The 19,908-nt window shown below is 71.6% G+C and carries 18 protein-coding genes; 8 read left to right on the top strand and 10 right to left on the bottom strand.

The annotated features are described in order from the left end of the window. Positions 1-6 precede the first annotated feature (6 nt). The gene (purF, locus tag ACQXVK_RS02770) at positions 7-1,464 is read right to left on the bottom strand and encodes an amidophosphoribosyltransferase (protein ID WP_402265084.1); all 1,458 of its coding nucleotides are present in this window, start codon (positions 1,462-1,464) and stop codon (positions 7-9) included. A 73-nt stretch (positions 1,465-1,537) separates the two neighbouring features. On the opposite strand from purF, the gene purM reads away from it, so the two are divergent. After that, on the top strand, positions 1,538-2,635 hold the full coding sequence (purM, locus tag ACQXVK_RS02765; RefSeq protein WP_430852595.1) for a phosphoribosylformylglycinamidine cyclo-ligase: 1,098 nt from the start codon (positions 1,538-1,540) through the stop codon (positions 2,633-2,635). A gap of 441 nt (positions 2,636-3,076) precedes the next feature. On the opposite strand, the gene ACQXVK_RS02760 is transcribed toward purM, so the two are convergent. Next, complete coding sequence (locus ACQXVK_RS02760; RefSeq protein ID WP_022908422.1) at positions 3,077-3,298, bottom strand: DUF3073 domain-containing protein; 222 nt, start codon at positions 3,296-3,298, stop codon at positions 3,077-3,079. Between the two features lie 158 nt (positions 3,299-3,456). Between ACQXVK_RS02760 and ACQXVK_RS02755 the strand changes: the two genes are divergently transcribed. Beyond that, positions 3,457-4,614 carry an NAD(P)-binding domain-containing protein gene (locus ACQXVK_RS02755; protein WP_430852594.1) on the top strand — a complete coding sequence of 386 codons (1,158 nt, stop codon included), beginning with the start codon at positions 3,457-3,459 and terminating at the stop codon, positions 4,612-4,614. Between the two features lie 529 nt (positions 4,615-5,143). Here the strand turns inward: ACQXVK_RS02755 and ACQXVK_RS02750 are convergent. The 4 genes from ACQXVK_RS02750 to ACQXVK_RS02735 form a co-directional block, all read right to left on the bottom strand. Then, complete coding sequence (locus ACQXVK_RS02750; protein WP_430852593.1) at positions 5,144-5,584, bottom strand: DoxX family protein; 441 nt, start codon at positions 5,582-5,584, stop codon at positions 5,144-5,146. A 122-nt stretch (positions 5,585-5,706) separates the two neighbouring features. Next, positions 5,707-5,970 carry a DUF3072 domain-containing protein gene (locus ACQXVK_RS02745; protein WP_430852592.1) on the bottom strand — a complete coding sequence of 88 codons (264 nt, stop codon included), beginning with the start codon at positions 5,968-5,970 and terminating at the stop codon, positions 5,707-5,709. 219 nt (positions 5,971-6,189) lie between these two features. Beyond that, positions 6,190-6,927: a hypothetical protein gene (locus ACQXVK_RS02740; protein ID WP_430852590.1), complete on the bottom strand. Its 738-nt coding sequence runs from the start codon at positions 6,925-6,927 to the stop codon at positions 6,190-6,192. Between the two features lie 11 nt (positions 6,928-6,938). Further along, a complete protein-coding gene (locus tag ACQXVK_RS02735) occupies positions 6,939-9,152 on the bottom strand; it encodes an APC family permease (protein ID WP_416395710.1) in 2,214 nt (737 codons plus the stop codon). Positions 9,153-9,282: 130 nt separating this feature from the next. On the opposite strand from ACQXVK_RS02735, the gene ACQXVK_RS02730 reads away from it, so the two are divergent. Next, positions 9,283-10,071 carry a MerR family transcriptional regulator gene (locus ACQXVK_RS02730; RefSeq protein ID WP_402265064.1) on the top strand — a complete coding sequence of 263 codons (789 nt, stop codon included), beginning with the start codon at positions 9,283-9,285 and terminating at the stop codon, positions 10,069-10,071. 69 nt (positions 10,072-10,140) lie between these two features. Here ACQXVK_RS02730 and ACQXVK_RS02725 read toward each other — a convergent pair whose 3' ends face one another. Both ACQXVK_RS02725 and ACQXVK_RS02720 read right to left on the bottom strand, forming a co-directional pair. Continuing rightward, positions 10,141-10,722, bottom strand: a complete 582-nt coding sequence (locus tag ACQXVK_RS02725) for a PadR family transcriptional regulator (protein WP_022908414.1) — start codon at positions 10,720-10,722, stop codon at positions 10,141-10,143. Next, positions 10,719-11,606: a DUF4097 family beta strand repeat-containing protein gene (locus ACQXVK_RS02720; RefSeq protein ID WP_430852589.1), complete on the bottom strand. Its 888-nt coding sequence runs from the start codon at positions 11,604-11,606 to the stop codon at positions 10,719-10,721. The genes ACQXVK_RS02725 and ACQXVK_RS02720 overlap by 4 nt, the downstream gene beginning before the upstream one ends. Before the next feature lie 146 nt (positions 11,607-11,752). Between ACQXVK_RS02720 and ACQXVK_RS02715 the strand changes: the two genes are divergently transcribed. Together ACQXVK_RS02715 and ACQXVK_RS02710 are read left to right on the top strand one after the other, a co-directional pair. Continuing rightward, positions 11,753-12,214 (top strand): hypothetical protein, encoded by a 462-nt coding sequence (locus tag ACQXVK_RS02715; RefSeq protein ID WP_430852588.1) that lies wholly within the window; start codon positions 11,753-11,755, stop codon positions 12,212-12,214. A gap of 129 nt (positions 12,215-12,343) precedes the next feature. Further along, positions 12,344-13,042, top strand: coding sequence for a hypothetical protein (locus tag ACQXVK_RS02710; RefSeq protein WP_430852586.1), 699 nt, complete (start codon positions 12,344-12,346; stop codon positions 13,040-13,042). On the opposite strand, the gene ACQXVK_RS02705 is transcribed toward ACQXVK_RS02710, so the two are convergent. After that, positions 13,032-13,703 carry a YczE/YyaS/YitT family protein gene (locus ACQXVK_RS02705; protein ID WP_430852584.1) on the bottom strand — a complete coding sequence of 224 codons (672 nt, stop codon included), beginning with the start codon at positions 13,701-13,703 and terminating at the stop codon, positions 13,032-13,034. The genes ACQXVK_RS02710 and ACQXVK_RS02705 overlap by 11 nt on opposite strands. Positions 13,704-13,763: 60 nt before the next feature. On the opposite strand from ACQXVK_RS02705, the gene ACQXVK_RS02700 reads away from it, so the two are divergent. The 3 genes from ACQXVK_RS02700 to ACQXVK_RS02690 all read left to right on the top strand — a co-directional run bounded on the left by ACQXVK_RS02700 (position 13,764) and on the right by ACQXVK_RS02690 (position 19,489). Beyond that, complete coding sequence (locus tag ACQXVK_RS02700) at positions 13,764-15,215, top strand: PLP-dependent aminotransferase family protein (protein ID WP_416395703.1); 1,452 nt, start codon at positions 13,764-13,766, stop codon at positions 15,213-15,215. A gap of 107 nt (positions 15,216-15,322) precedes the next feature. Then, complete coding sequence (locus ACQXVK_RS02695; protein WP_430852582.1) at positions 15,323-15,988, top strand: DUF6518 family protein; 666 nt, start codon at positions 15,323-15,325, stop codon at positions 15,986-15,988. 60 nt (positions 15,989-16,048) lie between these two features. Then, the gene (locus tag ACQXVK_RS02690; RefSeq protein ID WP_430852581.1) at positions 16,049-19,489 is read left to right on the top strand and encodes an efflux RND transporter permease subunit; all 3,441 of its coding nucleotides are present in this window, start codon (positions 16,049-16,051) and stop codon (positions 19,487-19,489) included. Here the strand turns inward: ACQXVK_RS02690 and ACQXVK_RS02685 are convergent. After that, positions 19,486-19,806: a hypothetical protein gene (locus ACQXVK_RS02685; protein WP_430852580.1), complete on the bottom strand. Its 321-nt coding sequence runs from the start codon at positions 19,804-19,806 to the stop codon at positions 19,486-19,488. The two genes, ACQXVK_RS02690 and ACQXVK_RS02685, sit on opposite strands and share 4 nt — an antisense overlap. Positions 19,807-19,908 lie beyond the last annotated feature (102 nt).

The raw sequence follows: 19,908 nt of genomic DNA, 5'->3' as shown, positions 1-19,908 counted from the left end.
CGTCGCTCAGCTGAGCTGGTTCGCCTCGACCCAGGACAGGTACTCCGGGCTGACGGTGCCCGTGACGTACTCGCCCGTGAAGCAGCTCATCTCGAGGTCCGTGACGTCGGACCCCTCGATGATCGCGTCGCGCATGTCGCCGATCTCCTGGTAGATCAGGTGGTCGCTGCCGAGCACCTTGTTGATCTCCGGGATCTTCCGGTCGTGCGCGATGAGCTCGGCGCGCGTCGGCATGTTGATGCCGTACACGTGCGGGTACCGGACAGGCGGCGCGGCGCTCGTGAAGGTGACCTCGTTCGCCCCGGCGGCACGGGCCATCTCGACGATCTCGCGGCTGGTGGTGCCGCGGACGATCGAGTCGTCGACGATCAGGATGTTCTTGCCCTTGAACTCCGACGACATCGCGTTGAGCTTCTGGCGCACCGACCGCTTGCGCTCCGCCTGCCCCGGCATGATGAAGGTGCGGCCGACGTAGCGGTTCTTGTAGAAGCCCTCGCGGTACTCGATGCCGAGCTTCTGCGCCACCTGCATGGCGGCCGGTCGGCTCGAGTCGGGGATCGGCATGACGACGTCGATGTCACCCGTCGGCGCGTACTGCTCGATGGTGTCGGCGAGCCGGTTGCCGAGGCGCAGGCGTGCGTCGTAGACCGAGATGCCGTTCATCACCGAGTCGGGTCGGGCCAGGTAGACGTACTCGAACGAGCACGGCACCAGTCGCGGGTTCTTCGCGCACTGCCGGGCGTGCATCTGACCGTTCATCTCGATGAACACGGCCTCGCCCGGGGCGACGTCGCGGACGATCTCGTATCCGCCGGACTCGAGCACGAGTGACTCGCTCGCGACGACCCACTCCGGCTGCCCGGCCTCGTCGAACTTGTGCCCGAGGATGAGCGGACGGATGCCGTACGGGTCGCGGAAGGCGAGCAGCCCGTGCCCGGCGATCGTGGCGATCGTGGCGTAGGAGCCCTCGACGCGCTCGTGCACGCGCTCGACGGCGTCGAAGACCTGGCCCGGGTCGAGGTTCGCGCCGCGGACCTGCCCCTGCAGCTCGTGCGCCAGCACGTTCACCAACAGCTCGGTGTCCGACGTCGTGTTGAGGTGTCGACGGTCGATGTCGAACAGTTCACGCGTGAGTTCCCGCGTGTTGGTGAGGTTGCCGTTGTGGACGAGGACGATGCCGTACGGCGCGTTCACGTAGAACGGCTGGGCCTCTTCCTCGTTGCTCGCGGCGCCCTTGGTGGCGTAGCGGACGTGCCCGAGCCCCATGGTGCCGAGGAGGGCGCGCATGTCACGGGTGCGGAACGCCTCGCGGACGTGCCCGCGGGTCTTGTGCATGTGGTGCACGTGGCCCTCGACCGTGGCGATGCCCGTCGAGTCCTGCCCGCGGTGCTGCAGCAGGAGCAGTGCGTCGTAGATGGATTGGTTGGCGGGGCCCTGTGCAACGAGGCCGACGATGCCGCACATTCGCGGGTGTGCTCCAGACCGTAGAATCGGGGGGTACCGAACAAGTCTGCCATGTCACCGCGAAGGACTCAGCATGCCCAACCCGTACGCCGAAGCCGGAGTGGACACCGCCGCCGGTGACCTGGCCGTCGAACTCATGAAGTCCGCGGTCGCGGCCACCCACAACCAGTCCGTACTGGGCGGCGTCGGTGGCTTCGCCGGACTCTACGACGTCTCGTTCCTGAAGGACTTCTCACGACCGCTGCTCGCGACCTCGACCGACGGCGTCGGCACGAAGGTCGCGATCGCGCAGGCGATCGACAAGCACGACACCATCGGCCAGGACCTCGTCGGCATGGTCGTCGACGACATCGTCGTGGTCGGGGCGAAGCCGCTCTTCATGACGGACTACATCGCGTGCGGACGCGTCGTGCCCGCTCGCATCGCGGACATCGTCGCCGGCATCGCGCGTGGCTGCTCGGAGACCGGCACCGCGCTCGTCGGTGGCGAGACCGCCGAGCACCCGGGCCTGCTCGGGCCGGACGACTACGACGTGGCCGGTGCCGCGGTCGGCGCGGTCGAGGCCGGGTCGCAGCTCGGCGCGCACCTCGTGCAGGACGGCGACGTCGTCGTGGCGATCGCGTCCTCCGGGCTGCACTCCAACGGCTACTCGCTCGTCCGACACATCCTGTCGTCGCGTGGCGTCGCCTACACCGACTCCCTGCCGGAGCTCGGCGGGCTCGTGGGGGAGGCCCTGCTCGAGCCGACGCGCCTCTACACGACGCCGCTGCTGTCGCTCATCGAGCAGCACCCGGGTGCCGTGCACGCGCTCTCGCACGTCACGGGCGGCGGCATCGCGGCGAACCTGGCGCGTGTCCTCCCCGTCGGCTCCTGGGTCGAGGTCGACCGCTCCACGTGGCAGCCCCTGCCCGTGTTCCGGGTCCTCGCCGACATGGCCGGGACCCCGATCGAGGACACCGAGGGCACCTGGAACCTCGGCATCGGCATGTTCGCGGTCGTCTCGGAGGCTGCCGCGTCGGACGTCATCGCGTCGCTCGGCGCTGCCGGCCTGCCGTCGTGGGCGGTCGGGTCGATCTCGACCTCGGAGCGCGAGGACCTCGCCGGGTTCGAGCAGGGTGCGAAGGGTGTCGACGGCGGCGCGGTGCGTCTCGTGGGGGCGTACGAGGGCTGAGTCCCGGGCGCGGGGCGGGCGGGCGCGGGGTGGGCCGCGCCGCGCCACGTTTGGCGCGGGACGGGCGTCGCCGCGCGGGTGCGGGGTGGGCGCGCGCCACGCGGGCGCGAGGTCGCACGAACTGCCGTCCGGACTCCTTCCGGGCGGCAGTTCGCGCGACCGGGTGGAACGGGCGCGGCGCGTCGTGCGACCTCGGGGAGCGCCCGGGATCAGTGCGTGTGCATGATGCGACACCGCGCCGGTCGATCGACGGGTGCGATGTCGGACGATGCGCCGGCATCCGATGTGCGTGCACGAGCCGACGTTGCGCCGGTCGATCGAAGCGGACAACGTCGCACCGTGCTCGCGCATCGATGCGGGCGGCACGGTGACACCGGCCTGCACGTACGACGAAACGCCGCGCTGCCCCGGAGGGTGCGCGGCGTCGTCATCGAGCCTGGGTCAGGCGGACTTGTTCTGGTCCTGTTGGGGTTCGAACTCGTCGTCTTCTTCGAGCTGGTCATCACCGTATTGGTCTGCCCAGCGGTCGATGTAGGAGTTCTCATCCGAGTGTTGCCCGGCGGAGAGCTCGCGTTCGAGCGCACCGTAGTTCGTCTCCGGGCTGAAGTACTTCAGTTCCCGGGCGACCTTGGTGTGCTTCGCCTTCTGACGGCCGCGCCCCATGCGTGACCCCCTCGTGATCGGCTCTGGTCCGGTCCTGGCGGGAGAGGAGTCACCCGGGGAACCGAACGGTTTCGTGGTTTGAAATCTGCCGATCACTCTACCATGTACCCCGATCTGGACGTCGCCGCGACGGCCCCGCCCACAGCAGAATCGAAGTGATGACAGACGACGCGCAGGCCCCGGCCGACCAGCACGCCCGGGTCGTGGTGATCGGCGCGGGTCAGGCCGGTCTCTCGGCGGGATACCACCTCCGTCGGCTCGGGCTGACGCCGGGGAGCGACCTGGTGCTGCTCGACCGGGCGCCCGCGACCGGAGGAGCGTGGCAGTTCCGGTGGGAGGCCCTCCGTCTCGGAGCCGCGCACCGCGTGCACGACCTGCCGGGGATGAACGCGATGGGCCTCCGGTTCGACGACGCCGATCGGTCGCGGCCGGCCCGGGACGTCGTCGGCGAGTACTACCGACGCTTCGAGCAGTACTACGACCTGCGCGTGCGGCGGCCGGTCGCGGTGACCTCCGTGTCGCGCATCGCGGACACCACCGGATCCTCGGCGGGACTGTGCGTCACCGTGCGCAGTGCCGACGGGGGGACGAGCCGGATCGGCGCGGACGTCGTGGTGAACGCCTCGGGGACGTGGGGCACGCCCTTCGTCCCCTGGTACCCGGGCCGGGACGTCTTCCGCGGTCGGCAGGTGGACACGACGGAGTACCGCAGCGCGGCGGAGTTCGCCGGGCAGGACGTGGTGGTGGTCGGGGGCGGGACGAGTGCCATCGGCTTCCTGCTCGAGCTCGACGGAGTGGCTGCGCGGACGCGGTGGTTCACGCGTCGCCCGGTGGTGTGGTCCGAAGCGGCGGCGCTCGACGTCGAGTCCGCGGTCGCGGCGGTGGACGAGCAAGACCGGGCTGCCCGGGCGGGGGAGACCCTGCCGAGCATCGTGTCCGGCACCGGGGTCCCGATCTCGCGCCGGATCCGTGCGGGACTCGACCGCGGTGTCCTCCGGGATTCGCCGATGTTCACGCGACTCGACGAGACCGGTGTCGTCACGGCCGACGGCGAGCACGTGCACGCCGACGCCGTGATCTGGGCCACGGGGTTCCGCGCGGACCTGCGGCACCTCGCGCCGTTGCACCTGCGGACTGCCGCCGGCGGGATCGTGGTCGAAGACGGGCGCTCGGTCGACGAGCCGCGGCTCTTCCTCGCGGGGTACGGGCCGCAGGCGTCGACGATCGGCGCGAACCGGGCCGGCCGGAGGATCGCTCGGCAGGTGATGGACGTCCTTGAGGACGACCCCGACGGGCAGGCTGCGCACGCCGACTGATCACGCACGGCCTGGCCGCGCACCGATTGACCTCGCACCAAATGGCCGCGCACGGTGCTGTGTCGTCGGCCGGGCGCGGCGCTGCTCGCTCGGAGCGAGGTTGTAGCGCCGCATCGGGCGGGCAACGCCGCACGGGTTGGGGAAGGTCGCACGGTGCGCGGGCGTGGTTCGGGCTCGCGGTGGCGGTGCGCACGGTGCTGTGTTGTTGGCCGGGCGCGGCGCTGCTCGCTCGGTGCGAGGTTGTAGCGCCGCACCGGGCGGGCAACGCCGCACGGGTTGGGGAAGGGCGCACGGTGCGCGGGCGTGGTTCGGGCTCGCGGTGGCGGTGGGGACGGTGCTGTGTTGTTGGCCGGGTGCGGCGCTGCTCGATCGGTGCGAGGTTGTAGCGCCGCACCGGGCGGGCAACGCCGCACGGGATGTGGGAAGGCGCACGGTGCGTGACGAGCGGCCCCGCGCGGCCTCCGACCCGCCGGCCCGCGCGGCGCGCGGCACGCGGTACGCGGGCCCGCGGGCCGCCGGCACGGGCGCGTCAGGCGGGGAGGGGTCCCTCGACGCCGCGGCGCCGGCGCGAGGCCCGCAGGACCACGGCGTCGAGCGAGAAGCGACCCGGCCCGGTCAGCGCCACCGCGAGGGACGCCACCGCGAGGACCAGGACGTACTCGAACCCGCCGTCCTGCGAGTAGAACCCCGCGGACGCGTGCGCGAGTAGCCCGGCCACGACCATGTCGACGGCCAGGAGCACGCCGACGACCCGGGTCAGGACACCGAGCACGAGCAACACGCCCCCGACGAGCTCGAGTCCGGCGACGAGGGGCGCCGCGACGTCGGCGAGCGGGACGCCCATGCCGGAGAAGCCCTGGGACACGGAGCCGAGTCCCTGCGCGAACTTCTGGGCGCCGTGCGCGACGAACACCACGCCGAGGACGATGCGGAGCGCGGTCAGGCCGATGGAGGTCGCTGTCGTTCGCATGCCGCCGACCGTAACCGGTGACGCGTCATCGTTCACCCCCGTGCGGGGGACTTCCCGGACATCGCCAGAACATGCCCAGGCCCGGGTCCGCCGAAACGCGGACCCGGGCCTGGGCGGTCCCGTCAGGAGTCGGCGCCGCGCCCGGTCTGCTGCTGCAGGCGGTCGATGTGCTCCGAGGCCTCGGCCTTGGTGAGGTCGGCAGGGAGTTCCTCGCCGGCCTCGCGGGCGAGGGTGTCGAGGTAGCTGCGCTGCGGCCCGGTCATGGGCTCGTCGCCGGTGACCCACTGTTCCGGGTCCTTGCTGGCGTCGGTGCTGGGGTCGGGTCGGGCTCCGCCGAGCGTCTCGGGCTGTTCGGTGCGGTCGTCGGTCGGGTCTGCGTCACTCATGGCACGGACGCTACGCCGCGCCGCCGACCGGAACGCCCACGGTGGCGTCCCCCGGACACCGGCAGCACACCGACACGGACGTCGACCCGGACACCGGCCCGCACGACGACACGGACGTCGATGCGGACACCGGCCCGCGCGTCGACACCCGCGACGACACGGACCCGACGGCAGGACTCATCACACGCCCGCGCCCGACGCGACGGAACGACCGCGCGCTCAGTCCGCGACCGCGGTGTACCGCACCAGGTCCGGCCCCACCGAACTCACCGCGATCGGCACCGAACGGCCGTCGCGGCGGATCCAGATCGTCGCGGCCCGCTCGTCGATCCGTTCGACCTCGTGCAGGGTGCCGTCGATCAGGACGGCAGCGCTGACCGACACGGACCCGGTGGCTGCGCGCGGGGGCAGCCCCACCACGTCGTCACCGAAGGCCGGGTACCGCCCGGGCGACAGGAACGGCGAAACCGGTGTCGTCACGATCTCGATCCCCTCGTCGACCGCTCGGACCACCACGAGCCGCACCGCCTGGTCGGTGGGGAGCGCCACGTCCACGACCGGGGCGTCCGCGGAACCGGCCAGCGCGCGGAAGGCGGGCCGACCGTCGGGGGCGAGCCGCGCCTCCAGTCCGTCGATCCGGACCCGACCGCGACCGCGGGAGTCGGCGTAGGTGCCGGGCTCGATGCCGGACCGACGCGCCTCGAGGCGGGACACCACCACGCGGTCGGGGCGGTACCAGTCGCGGAGCGTGGCGGGATCGACCCAGCCGATCCGGTGCGTCTCGTCGTCGGCCGCCCGCTCGTCGAGGGCACCGAGGGGGTGCGGGCCCCGGACGGCGACGAGTCCCTCGTGCGGACCGCCGGGGGTCGGCTCGTGGTCGAGCACCTCGACGCGCTTCGAGACCTTGCCCCCGTGCCCGTCGAACGTCGCGAACGTGCGAAGGTCGGAGATCGTCATGACGTCAGATGCTACGACGAGCGACCGTCGGTGCGCGGCGGCGAGGGGACGAGCACGTGCATCTCGCCGGTGCACTGGGTCTGGTCGACGCCCTCGGCGGGACCGGCCGGCCGGGTCGCTCGGCGGGGCTGGAGGCTGTTCCGCTCGGCCGACCGGAGCAGGCGGTCGTCCTCGACCTCGTGGTGGACGACACCGTGCGGTGACCGGCGGAGCGCGGGCCGGATCGGCTCGCCGCGGCGCTCCTGCCCGGGGAGGGGGCGGGAGCGACGGCCGTACAGGAGCTCGGAGGAGTCCAGCAGCCAGGGCACGAGCGCGACGGTGACGCCGTGCACGAGCAGCAGCTTCTTCCGGATGCGACGGCCGCGGTGGTTGTGCAGGAAGGTCTCCCACCAGTGCCCCACGACGAAGACCGGCGTGTAGACGGTCACCACCTCGGAGCCGTGCTCCATCCGGTGCGCCTTGATGTACTTGATGAGCGGCATCGAGATGTCGCGGTAGGGGCTCGGCACGATGGTCAGCGGGACCTCGATGCCGTACTCCTGCCACTGCGCGCGGAGGCGTGCGGCATCGGCGTCGTCGATCGCGACGTGCACCGCCTCGAAGCTCGCGTGCTTCGCGGCGATCGCGTAGTCGAGCGCCTTGAGCACCGGCTTCTGCAGCTTGTTCACGAGGACGATCGCGTGGTCGCCGGTCGCACCGAACTGCGTCTGGTCGTCGGCCTCGATCTCGTGCGAGACGTCGCGGTAGTACCGGTTCACGCCGAGCATGAGCACGAACAGGATCGGCATGATGAGGAACACGAGCCAGGCGCCGTGCGTGAACTTCGTGATCGTGACGATGACGAGGACGACGAAGGTGAAGGTGGCGCCGGTCGCGTTGATCGCCCGGGAACGGATGACCTGCCCGCGGTTGACCGGTTCGGCGGCGGTCCCGGCCCGGTCGTCGCGGAGCAGCCGGGTCCAGTGCACGATCATCCCGGTCTGCCCGAGGGTGAACGAGACGAAGACGCCGATGATGTAGAGCTGGATGAGGCTCGTGACGTCGGCCCGGTAGACGATCAGCAGCGCGGCCGCGACGAGCGCGAGGACGATCACGCCGTTCGAGTAGATGAGCCGGTCGCCGCGGGTCGACAGCGCCTTCGGGGCGTAGGAGTCGCGGGCCAGGATCGAACCGAGCAGCGGGAACCCGTTGAAGGCGGTGTTCGCCGCGAGCAGCAGGACGGCTGCGGTCGTGGCCTGGATGACGAAGAACAGGATCGTGTTGTTCCCGAACGTCGCCGCGGCGATCTGGGCGATCAGGGAACGCTGCGGCGTCGTGGCGCACTGCGCGAAGCCCTGCAGGTCGCAGGCGCTCTCGGCGTAGTGCACGCGGGAGACCAGCGCGAGCGTGATGAGCCCGACGAACAGGACGATCGCGATCGACCCCATGAACACCAGCGTCATCTGCGCGTTGCGGACCTTCGGTCGACGGAACGCCTGCACCCCGTTCGCGATCGCCTCGACACCGGTCAGCGCCGAGCAGCCAGAGGCGAACGCACGGAGGAGCAACAGGACGAACGCGGCCTGGGTCGTGTGCTCGACGTTCTGCACGGTGTACGCGGCGGACTCCGCCACGGGGGCGTCGCCGGCGACGACGCGGACCAACCCGACGACGACCATCACGAAGACGGAGGCGACGAACAGGTAGGTCGGCACCGCGAACGCCTTGCTCGACTCGCGGACGCCACGGAGGTTCGCCGCCGCGAGCAGCACGACGAAGAGCAGGGCGAGCTCGACCCGGAACTCGTTGAGGACGGGGAGGGCCGAGATGATGTTGTCCACGCCGGAGGCGACCGACACGGCGACCGTCATCACGTAGTCGACGAGCAGGGCGGACGCGACGACGAGTCCGGCCTTCTCGCCGAGGTTCCGGTGGGCGACCTCGTAGTCGCCGCCGCCGGACGGGTAGGCCTTGATGAGCTGTCGGTAGGACGCGACGACCACGACGAGCAGCAGCACGACGAGGGCGGCGACCCAGGGGGCGAAGGTCAGGAACGCCATGCCGCCGAGCAGCAGGATCATGAGGAGTTCCTGCGGTGCGTACGCCACGGAGGACAGCGGGTCACTCGCGAAGATGGGCAGTGCCAGGTGCTTCGGGAGGAGCTGTCCCTCGAGCTTCTCGGAGGGGAGGGGATCCCCGATCAGTCGCGCTTTCAACGACCGGATCTCGTTCGTCACGAGCGGCAAACCTACTCATTTCCGGGCGCGAGTCAACACGGGCGGATCCGGCGGTATTCCCGGTCCGCATCGGGTCGGGTGGTTCGCACCCCGGATCGGGCTTGCGGTTGACGCAGCGTCAACCTCTAGCCTCTCCAGCATGAGGGATTCGACAGACACGGGCAGTCCGGCTGCGAAAGCGCCGCACGGGATCGCCGAGGTGGCGCGTTCCGCCGGTGTGTCGAGCCGCACGCTCCGGCACTACGACGCGATCGGTCTGCTGCCCGCCACGGCGACCGGCGAGGGTGGGCTCCGGCGGTACGACGACCAGGCGCTCGTGCGGCTGCAGCGGATCCTGCTGCTGCGGGGCCTCGGGCTCGGCCTGGCCGACGTCCGCCGGGTCCTCGACGGGGAGCAGGACGACGTCACGGCCCTCACCGCACACGTCGCGTGGCTCGAACGCGAGCGCGACCGGCTCGCCCGGCAGCTCGCGGCCGTGCGGACCACCATCACGAGGATCGAGGAAGGAGTGGACATGAACACCACGGACACGTTCGACGGGTTCGACCAGACACGGTTCCGGCAGGAGGTCGAGGAGCGCTGGGGCGCCGACGCCTGGGACCGCGGCGCACGCTGGTGGGAGTCGAAGGACTCCGCCGCGAAGGAGGCGTTCCAGGCGGAACAGCGCGCGATCGCGCAGGACGCCGCAGCGCTCGCCGCGTCGGGCGCGGGTCCGGCATCGGAGGCCGGCGCGGCACTCGCGAAGCGCCAGTTCGCGTGGCTCGCCGAGGCGACGCCCCCGGCCGAGCTCACCGCCGACCGGTTCCGCACGCTCGGTGACATGTACGTGCAGGACGAGCGGTTCACGCACGCCTACGAGTGGGCGGGCGCGGGTGCGGCACGCGCCCTGCGGGACGCGATGCACGCGCTGGCCGACCGCGGCCTGTGACGGACGACCCGCGCCTCCTGGCGGTCTGCCTGGAGGCGCGGGTCGTGACCGTCCGTCGGCCGTCGGTCGTCAGAGGGACTTGCGCAGGGACTCCAGGCCGTCGCGCAGGCGCGTGACGGTGTCGGAGCCGAGCGTGCCGCGCGTCGCACGCCGGCGGAGGTCCGCGCGGACCTGCTGCCGGAACGACGACAGCGCCATCTCGACCTCGCGCAGGGCACGTGCACCCTCGGACGGGACGTCCTCCGGCTCGTCGGCGGTCTGCCCACGCGGGGCCTGTGCGCTCGCCGCGAGGTCGGCGCGGAGGGAGCGCATCGCCTCGCCCACCGATGCGCGGACGCCGTCGGCCAGCGACTTCACCGAGTCGTTCACGCCGTTCTCGACCGCGGCGATCTCGTCGGCGCGGGCGTCGAGCTCGGCACGGCCGGCGTCGGTGATGGCGTAGACGGTCTTCCGGCCGTCGGCGGACTTCGTGACGAGTCCCTCTTCCTCGAGCTTGGCGAGCCGCGGGTACACGGTGCCGGCGCTCGGGACGTACGTGCCGCCGAAGCGGTCGCCGAGGGCCTGGATGACCTCGTACCCGTGCATCGGGTGGTCGGCCAGCAGCACGAGCAGGTAGAGGCGCAGGTGGCCGTGCGCGAAGACGGGGCTCATTCGGGCACCTCGCTGTCGGTGACCGAGGTCGTCGGAGCCGCGGGGGTGCTCGGGGTGGTCAGGGCGGATCCCTCCGACGGTTCCGCGACGGGCGGGGCGTGCAGCACCGCGATGTCGCCGGACACCGAGTTCACCTTGAGGTCGAGCCACTGTCCGGACAGCTCGCCGCCCTGCTTGACGTAGGACCCCCGCACGCCGCGGATCTCCGAGTCGTCGAACTGCAGCTTGCCGGAGGCCGTGCTGACGGTGCACCGGTAGGGCACGCCGTCCTCGAGCCGGACGCTCACCGAACCGGACACCGTGTTGACGCGAGCCTGGTCGGGGGTGCCGTGCAGGTCGAGCACGACGTCGGCGTTGACGCCGTCCGCCTGGAACCGCGGGATCGCACCCGTCGCCACGACGTCGCCGGACACGGTGTGCACGGTGAGGGCGCCGTCGAGGTCGCGGATGGTCGTGGTGCCGGACACCGCGTTCACGGTCACGTCGCCCGCCACGCCGTCGACGACCACGTCGCCGGAGACCGTGTTGAGCGTCGCACCGCGGTTGGTGCCGGACAGCAGGGCGCCGGCCGAGACGACGCCGAGCGTGACGATCGCGTCGCGGGGGACCAGGACGCTGACGTCGGCGTGGGCCTTGCCGTGGAACGACTTCAGGAACCCGATCGGGTCGTCCCAGCGCACCTGCGGGTGGTCGATGGTGAGCGTGTCCCCGTCGAGCTCGATCTTCATCGGCTTGCCGGACACGCTGTGCACCTCGATGCGCGCGGTCGGCTCGTCGTGGGCGACGACGTCGACCTGACCACCGGCGAGTCCGACGCGCAAGCGGCGGACGATCCCGGTGTCGATCACCTTCGGCTCCTCGACGAGCCACTTCTCCTGGGCCATGTTGCCTCCTCGAACTCGCGATGTATCGCGTCTGTGCAGGACACGATACATCGCGAGTTCACTGATCGCACGATTTTCTCGTGCTTCACCGACGAAACTCGCCCGGCGTCCGATTGAGCACCTTGGAACCGAAAGGAATCTCATTTATGAACACGACACCCACTGAAGCTCAGAATTGGAAGCGTTGGATGCCGAAGCCTGGTAACGGAGGCGTTCCCAGCCAGAAGCAGGCCGATGACTTCGCTTCTGCGGCAGCTGAAAACCGTGAACTCCGGCGGAAGGTACTCAGCGAGCTCGCGGAGCTGAAGGAGGTCTCGGTAGGCACGGCGCTGTCCGTTGTCGCGGCTGTCGTTGCGGCGCTGAACGCGATTCTGGCGGCGGCACCGGAGTCCGTGGCACCCCCGGAATTCCGACTGTCAGCAGGGTTCATCAGCCTCCTGCTCATCGCTGGGGTGGCACTCGCCGGACTGCGGGCGACACAGCAGGCTCGGCACGCGTCGTCGTGGCTCGATGCCTACCGAGAGGCCGGAGCTTCCGAGCTGCCGCCGAGATCCGCGACCGGGCTGCTCGCCGAGGAAGAGCCTCCGTTGGCTGCCGAGGTTGCCTGATGTCTGGACACGGCGAGCCCGGATCGACGCGCAGGGGTGGCAGCGTGTCCCGCGCACCAGCGCGGTCGATTCCGGGCGGACAGAGAAAGCGCCGATGCGTTTCGCCAGACGCAAGAGATCGGCTGTGACGTGAAGCTGGACGAGATGACCGCGCTTGCCGCGAGTGTAGGGGTGCGGCTCAGCATCCAAGGTGGAGAAACTGCCGGTCTTCCACACCTGTACGTTCAGGTCGCTGAGGGCGGGACGGGGGACGTTGTCTACGTCGGCAAGCAGGACTCCTCGGCGCGGACGCGAAACGAGGCTGTCTGGGCTTCGCGCGCCGAGGGGCGGCCGCTGGACCAATTCGTCACCGTGAGCCCAATGGGGCGTCCGATGATGGTCTCGGCTTGGACTGCGACGATCGCGGCGAATGCGTCAGTCTCCGTCGACCTTTGGCTCAGCGACTTTGACATCGATCAGGCTCGGGCTGCGATCGCGGAAGCCGCGGCAAAGCTCGCTCGTGCACATGCTGATCGGGAGGAACTCATCGTCAAGCGATACGCGGAGCGGGAAGTCTCGGATGCTCGAAGCGCATTCGCACGATTCCTCGAGTACGACTTCGTCACTCCTAGCGCCAGCTTCGCGTGGTTCGAGCAACCCGAGCGGATCCGGTCGATCGAAGTCGAGAAGTTCCTCGTCCGACTCGCTGTCCGAACCGGTCGGCCCATTGCCAACTCGCAGTACGCCGGGCAGTGGGAATCGCTGCTCGACACGCCTGCCGACACACTTGCGGCCCTGGCGCACATCCTCGCCGAGCCTGAACGTCCGGACTCGTCCTTCAACCGGTGACCCGCGCCTCCGGGCCGGGTGTCGGACGGGACGACTCCGCGACGGTTGAACGCGTCCGTTCCGGGCTCCACGGGAACCGACGGAACAGCGGCATGAGCGGCTGCACCATCGGGCCGATCGCGAACGCCGCGATCACGGTGCCCACACCGACGTCGCCGCCGAGGAACCAGCCGACGACCACCACCGACACCTCGATGACGGTCCGCGCCACCCAGACCGGCCACCCGAGCCGCTCGTGCAGGCCGACCATCAGGCCGTCGCGCGCCCCCGTGCCGAAGCCGGCGCCGATGTAGAACGCGGTGGCGACCGCGAGGAGCGCCAGTCCCGCGGCGAACAGCAGGACCCGGCTCGCGAGATCGGCCGGGGTCGGGACGAGCCACAGCACGAGGTCGGCACTCGGTCCGATCGCGAGGGCGTTCAGCAGCGTCCCGATGCCCGGCTTCTGGCGGAGCGGGATCCAGAACAGCAGGATCACGCCGCTCGACACCACGGTGATGACGCCGAACGACCACGGCACCACGTGCTCGAGCCCCTCGGTGAGGACCGTCCACGACGAGACGCCGACCACGGCGCGGACCTGCAGGGCCGTCGAGGCCCCGTAGAGGAACAGGCCGACGAAGAGCTGGACGAAGCGGAGCGTGAGGGCGGTCGAGCGGGGCATGGCTCGATCGTCGTGGAAATTGGACTGCTGGTCGAGAGCCAATTCGGCTACCGTGGATCCATGACCCCGGTCCTGCTCAGCGCTCGGTCCGCAGCGCTCCTCCTCACCGACTGGCGCGCCGGCACCGACGCCCCCGCGTACGAGGCGCTCTCCGACGCGCTGCGCGTGCTCGTCATCGACGGGCGGGTCCCGCAGGGCGTGCGGCTGCCGGCCGAGCGGGGCCTCGCCACGGCGCTGGGCGTCTCGCGGACCACGGTCGCGAACGCGTACTCCCGGCTCCGCTCCGACGGCTTCCTGGTGTCGGTCCGCGGCTCCGGCAGCGTGGTCCGCCTGCCGGCCGGGCTCATCGGTCGACCGGACCCGGAACGGCTCGGCGGGGTGGTCGACGACGACCTGCTCGACCTCCGCAAGGCGGCGCTGCACGCCGCACCGGGACTCGCCGAGGCGGTGGAGCACGCGATGCGGCACGTGCCCGCCGCGCTCGCCGGCATCGGGTACGACACCGTGGGCGACCCCGGGCTCCGCGCGGCGATCGCGGAGCGCTACGCCGAGCGGGGGCTGCCCACCGACCCCTCCCAGATCGTCGTGACCATCGGGGCGCAGCACGCCATCGCCCTGCTCGCTCGGGTGCTCGTCCGCCGCGGGGACGCGGTCGTCGTCGAGTCCCCGACCTACCCGCACGCGCACGAGGCCTTCCGCGAGGCCGGCGGACGACTCGTCGGCGTGCCGGTGGACGCGCGGACCGGCTGGGACGCCGCGGCGCTCGAGACGACCATGCGCCGCACGGCACCGGCCGTGGCCTACGTCATGCCCGAGCTCCACAACCCGACCGGCGCGACGATGTCGGCGTCGACCCGGCAGCTGCTGCTGTCCGTGGCGGCGTCGACCGGGACGACGGTCATCGCCGACGAGACCATGGGCGAGCTGCGGATCGAGGGCTCGCCGTCCCTGCCGTTGGCGGCGGCCGACCCGTCCGGTGCGTCGGTCGTGATGATCGGGTCCGCCGACAAGGTCTTCTGGGGCGGCCTGCGCATCGGCTGGATCCGAGCCGCTCCCGAGCTCCTGCAGCGCTTGCTGCTCGCCCGCCCGACGGGCGACCTCGGCACACCCGTGCTCGACCAGCTGGTCGCGCGGGAGCTCGTCCCGCGCACGGCGGCGGTCCTGGAGGCGCGGCGCGAGTACCTGCGCCAGGGTCGCGACGACGTCGTGGGGGCGTTGCGCGCGCGGCTCCCGGAGTGGGACGTACCGTCGCCGGCGGGCGGGTTGACGACGTGGGTCGGGCTCGGGCGACCGGTCTCGAGCGCCCTGGTGCTCGCCGCGCGGGCCGAGGGCGTCGTGCTCGCGTCCGGAGGGGTCTTCGGACCGGACGGCGGGTTCGAGCGGTTCCTGCGGGTGCCCTTCACGATGTCCCCGGCGGACCGGGTCCGGCTCGTCGAGGTGCTCGGACGGTCGTGGGCTCGGATCGGCGGCGACGCAGCCGGGGTGCGGGGATCGCTCGCCGCCGTGGTGTGACGGGTGGCCGGGTCGCCCGGCGGGTCATCCTCGGGGGTGACGCCGACCGCGCGATCTGGCCCTGCCGAGGGATGCACCCGGCGCCACTCGGCGGGGATCCTGGTCCCATGGAGACGACCATGCACGCCGGCACGACCGTCCGCACCGCCGACGCCCGGGAGCACCGGGTGCCCGCGGCCGCCCGGGTGTCGATGGCACTGACGGGTGCCCTGCTCGCCGGGGTGCTGACCTCGTTCGGGCAGGCCGTCCCGGGGCTCTCGAGCGTCGCCAACTCGGCCGGACCCTGGTTCGTCGTCGCGACCGCCCTCTGCCTGCTCGCCGGGGTCCGCGCCGGCCGCGTGGCGCTGCCGCTCGCGATGCTGTTCGGCATCGTGCTCCTCGAGCTGATGCACGTCGGCTACTGGGCCACGACGAACCTGCGCGGGTACCCGGACGTGCTGTCGATCACGAACTTCTGGGTCCTGATGGGGATCCCCACGGGGGTGCTCGCCGGTGCGGTCGCGGTGGCCGTCCGGACGCGGGACGTCCGGTGGCGCGGGCCGGCGCTCGGTGCGACCGCCGCCGTGCTCGTCGGTGAGGGCGTCCGCGCACTGCTGCAGGTCGCGGCGACCACCGGCTCGACGACCTGGGTCGTGGAGATCGTCGTCGGTGTCGCCGTGCTCGTCGTCGCGGTGCTCGCGGCCCGGACCCCGACCGGCCGGATCGTGGCGCTCGCGACCGGGGTGCTCGGGACCGTGGGGGTGCTCGGCATCTACCTGCTCCTCGGCGGCTGAGTGCGTCGCCTGCTCCTCGGCGGCTGAGTGCGTCGCGCTCCGCCCTGCAAGGATCGGGGTGTGCACCTCCTCTCGGTCTTCAGCCTCCGCAACCGGGCGCTCATCGCGCTCGTCACCGTCGTCGTCGCGGTGTTCGGCGGCATCGCGCTCACGAGCCTCAAGCAGGAGCTCATCCCGAGCGTGCAGTTCCCCCAGGTCGCCATCGTCAGCGCCTACCCGGGCGCCACGCCCGAGGTCGTGTCGAACGACGTGTCGACGAAGATCGAGCAGGCGATCCAGGTCGTCCCGAACCTCGAGTCCACGAGTGCGACGTCGTCGACCGGGCAGAGCGTCGTCTCGGCGTCGTTCGACTACGGCTCGAACCTCGCCAGCGCCGAGGACAAGATCCAGACCGCGGTGAACGCCCTGTCGCTCCCGGACACCGTGCAGACCCAGATCGTCACCGGGTCCTTCGACGACCTGCCCGTGCTGCAGCTCGCCGTGTCCGGCACGGGCGACCAGGAACAGCTCGTCGATCGGCTGAACGCGACGGCGATCCCCGACATCGAGAAGCTCGACGGCGTCCGGCAGGCCGACGTCTTCGGCAACCCGGGTCGGCGCGTGGTGATCACGCCCGACACCGACGAGCTGGCGTCCAAGGGGCTGACGACGCAGTCGATCGCCGACGCGCTCGACGACAACGGCACGCTCGTCCCCGGCGGCACGATCACGCAGGACGGCACGACGCTGTCGGTGCAGACGGGGGAGCGGATCGCGTCGCTCGACGACATCGAGGCCCTGCCGCTGACCGCGTCGTCGAGCAGCGGGGGCAGTGGGTCCACGGCCTCGGCGACCGGTGCGAGCGGTACCGGTGCGACCGGCGCCGGCGCGACCGGCTCGACGGGCGCGCCGGGATCGACCGGCGGGACCAGCGCGACCAGCGCGACCGGAGGGACGGCGGCGAGCGGCGCGACGGGCGCGAGCAGCGCCTCCGGGACCACCGCCTCGGGCACGACCGCCGCGACCACGCCGACCACCATCGGCGACGTCGCGAAGGTCGCGATCGAGGAGTCCCCGCGCACCTCGATCAGCCGCGTCGACGGCGAGACGGCCGTGACGATCGCCATCACGAAGACGCAGGAGGCCAACACCGTCGACGTCTCGAAGACGGTCCGGGACGCCCTGCCCGGCATCGAGGCGAAGGTCGCCGGCGACCCCCGGTTCACCGTGGTGTTCGACCAGGCGCCCTACATCCAGCAGTCGATCGACTCCCTCGCCGAGGAGGGACTGCTCGGCCTCGGCTTCGCCGTCGTCGTGATCCTGCTGTTCCTGCTGTCGGTCCGGTCGACCATCGTCACCGCGATCTCGATCCCGACGTCCGTGCTCCTCGCCGCGATCGGCATGCGAGCCACGGGCTACACGCTGAACGTCATCACCCTCGCCGCGCTCACGATCGCGATCGGACGTGTCGTGGACGACTCGATCGTGGTCATCGAGAACATCAAGCGGCACCTGCAGCCCGGCGTGGACCGGACCCGGGCGGTCCTCGACGCCGTCCGCGAGGTTGCCGGAGCCGTCACCGCCTCGACCCTCACCACCGTCGCGGTCTTCCTGCCGGTGGCGTTCGTCGCGGAACTCGTCGGCGAGCTCTTCCGGCCCTTCGCGCTCACCGTGACGATGGCGCTCGTCGCGTCGCTGCTGGTGTCGCTGACCATCGTCCCGGTGCTCGCGTACTGGTTCCTCCGGACGCCGAAGACCCACCGGCACGCCGGAGGGTCCGCGGAGTCCGTGGACACCGCGGCGCCCGAGGCTCCCGCGGGCTCCGCGGGGTCCGGTGCTCGCGCCTCCGCCGCGACGGATTCGCTGTCGTCCGCCGCTGACCTGCACGACGCCGGGACCTCGGACCGGCTCCGGCGCGCGTACCAGCCGGTGCTGCGCTGGGCCGTCGGCCGACCGGCGCTCGTGGTGGTGCTGGCGGTCCTCGTCCTCGGCGGCACCGGGGCGGCGGTGCCGTTCGTCAAGACGAACTACCTCGGCGACTCCGGGCAGAACACGTTCACGGTCACGCAGGACCTCGAGCCGGGGACGAGCCTCGACGAGCAGTCCGACGCGGCGCGCAAGGTCGAGCGTGTCCTCCGCGGCGTCGACGGCGTCCAGACCGTGCAGACCACCATCGGGACGAGCGGGCAGTCGATCCAGGCGGCGTTCGGTGGCGGGGCCTCGGCGTCCGTGCAGTACAACGTCACGACCGACGCCGGCGACGACCAGACCACCATCCAGTCCACCGCCCGCGACCGCATCGACCGGATCGACGGGGTCGGCGAGGTGAGCCTGTCGACCGCCGGCGGCGGCTTCGGCGGTTCGAGCGACATCGAGGTCGACGTCACCGCGCCGACCCAGGCCGAGCTCCGGACGGCCGCGGCGTCGGTGCTGCGCGAGATGCGGAAGGTCGACGCCACGACCGGTGCGACGAGCAACCTCGCCGCGTCCGAGCCGTACCTCGCCGTCCGGGTCGACCGGAAGGCGGCGGCCGAACGCGGGCTGACCGAGACGCAGGTCGGCGGGATCGTCGCGGCGGCCGTCTCGCCACGTGACACCGGCACGATCGAGATCGACGACGCGACCCTCGACGTCTACATCGCCGACCCTGCGCCGCCGACGACCGCCGCGGCACTGCGGTCGCTGTCGGTCCCGACCTCGACGGGATCGGTGCCGCTGTCCGACCTCGCGACGGTCGAACGGGCGGAGGGGCCGACCTCGATCACGACCTCGAACGCGGTCCGCACGGCGACCATCACGGTCACGCCCGACTCGACGAACCTCGGCGCCGCGGTGCAGAACGTGACGGCGGCCGTCGACGCGCTCGACCTGCCGCGTGGTGCCTCGGCGGAGATCGGCGGCGTCGCGTCGAGCCAGTCGTCGGCGTTCAGCCAGCTCCTGCTCGCGATGCTCGTCGCGATCCTGATCGTCTACGTGATCATGGTCGCCACGTTCCGGAGCCTCCGACAGCCCCTGCTGCTGCTCGTGTCCGTGCCGTTCGCGGCGACCGGTGCGGTGCTCCTGCAGATCGTCACGGGGATCCCGCTCGGGGTCGCGTCGCTCATCGGGCTGCTCATGCTCGTCGGCATCGTGGTGACGAACGCCATCGTGCTCATCGACCTCGTCAACCAGTACCGACGCCGAGGGCTCCGGGTGCACGACGCCCTGATCGAGGGTGCGACGAGGCGACTCCGCCCGATCCTGATGACCGCGCTCGCGACGATCTTCGCGCTGCTCCCGATGGCCATCGGGCTCACGGGCAAGTCCGGGTTCATCTCGCAGCCGCTCGCGCTCGTCGTGATCGGCGGGCTCGTGTCGTCGACGCTGCTGACCCTCGTGGTGCTGCCGTCGCTGTACGCGCTCGTCGAGGGCTTCTTCGAGAAGCGGGCCGACCGGCGGGCGGCGCGGCTCGACGGGGATGCGCAGTCCGAGCGGGACGCGCGGCTCGAGCGGGGCGCGTCCGGCGAGGGGTCCGCGGGCTAGCGGCGGTACTCGGCGTCGATCGCCGAGAGCGGGTGCGCCGGTGTCGCCGGGGCGACGGGACGCGCCGCCGCGGGTGCGTCCTCGCGCTCGACCGCTCGGAACCACGACACGAGCACGCAGGTCAGCGTCACGAGGAAGACCACGCCGGCGCCCTGCGACAGCACGGTCATCCGGCCGGTGACGGCCGCGTACCCGCCGAAGGCGACGGCGGCGGTGAACGACAGGCCGAGCAGGAGCTCGGCGAACGTCTGCAGCGAGGAGTGCCGCTCCCAACGGGAGGCGGTGGCGTGCGCAGAGCGGGTCGAGGTGTCGGTCACCCCCGAAGTCTGCGCGCCGTGGGCGTCGGGCGGCAGTCCCGACTCCGGGTGCCACCCGGCCGGGGCACGTCGCCGGCGCCGCCGCCGCGGCTGGTGCCCGTG

Source organism: Curtobacterium sp. AB451, from assembly GCF_050585845.1.
Classification (GTDB): Bacteria; Actinomycetota; Actinomycetes; order Actinomycetales; family Microbacteriaceae; genus Curtobacterium.
Note: the sequence above shows the minus strand (reverse complement) of the source record. Positions and strands in the feature narration are given on the sequence as shown.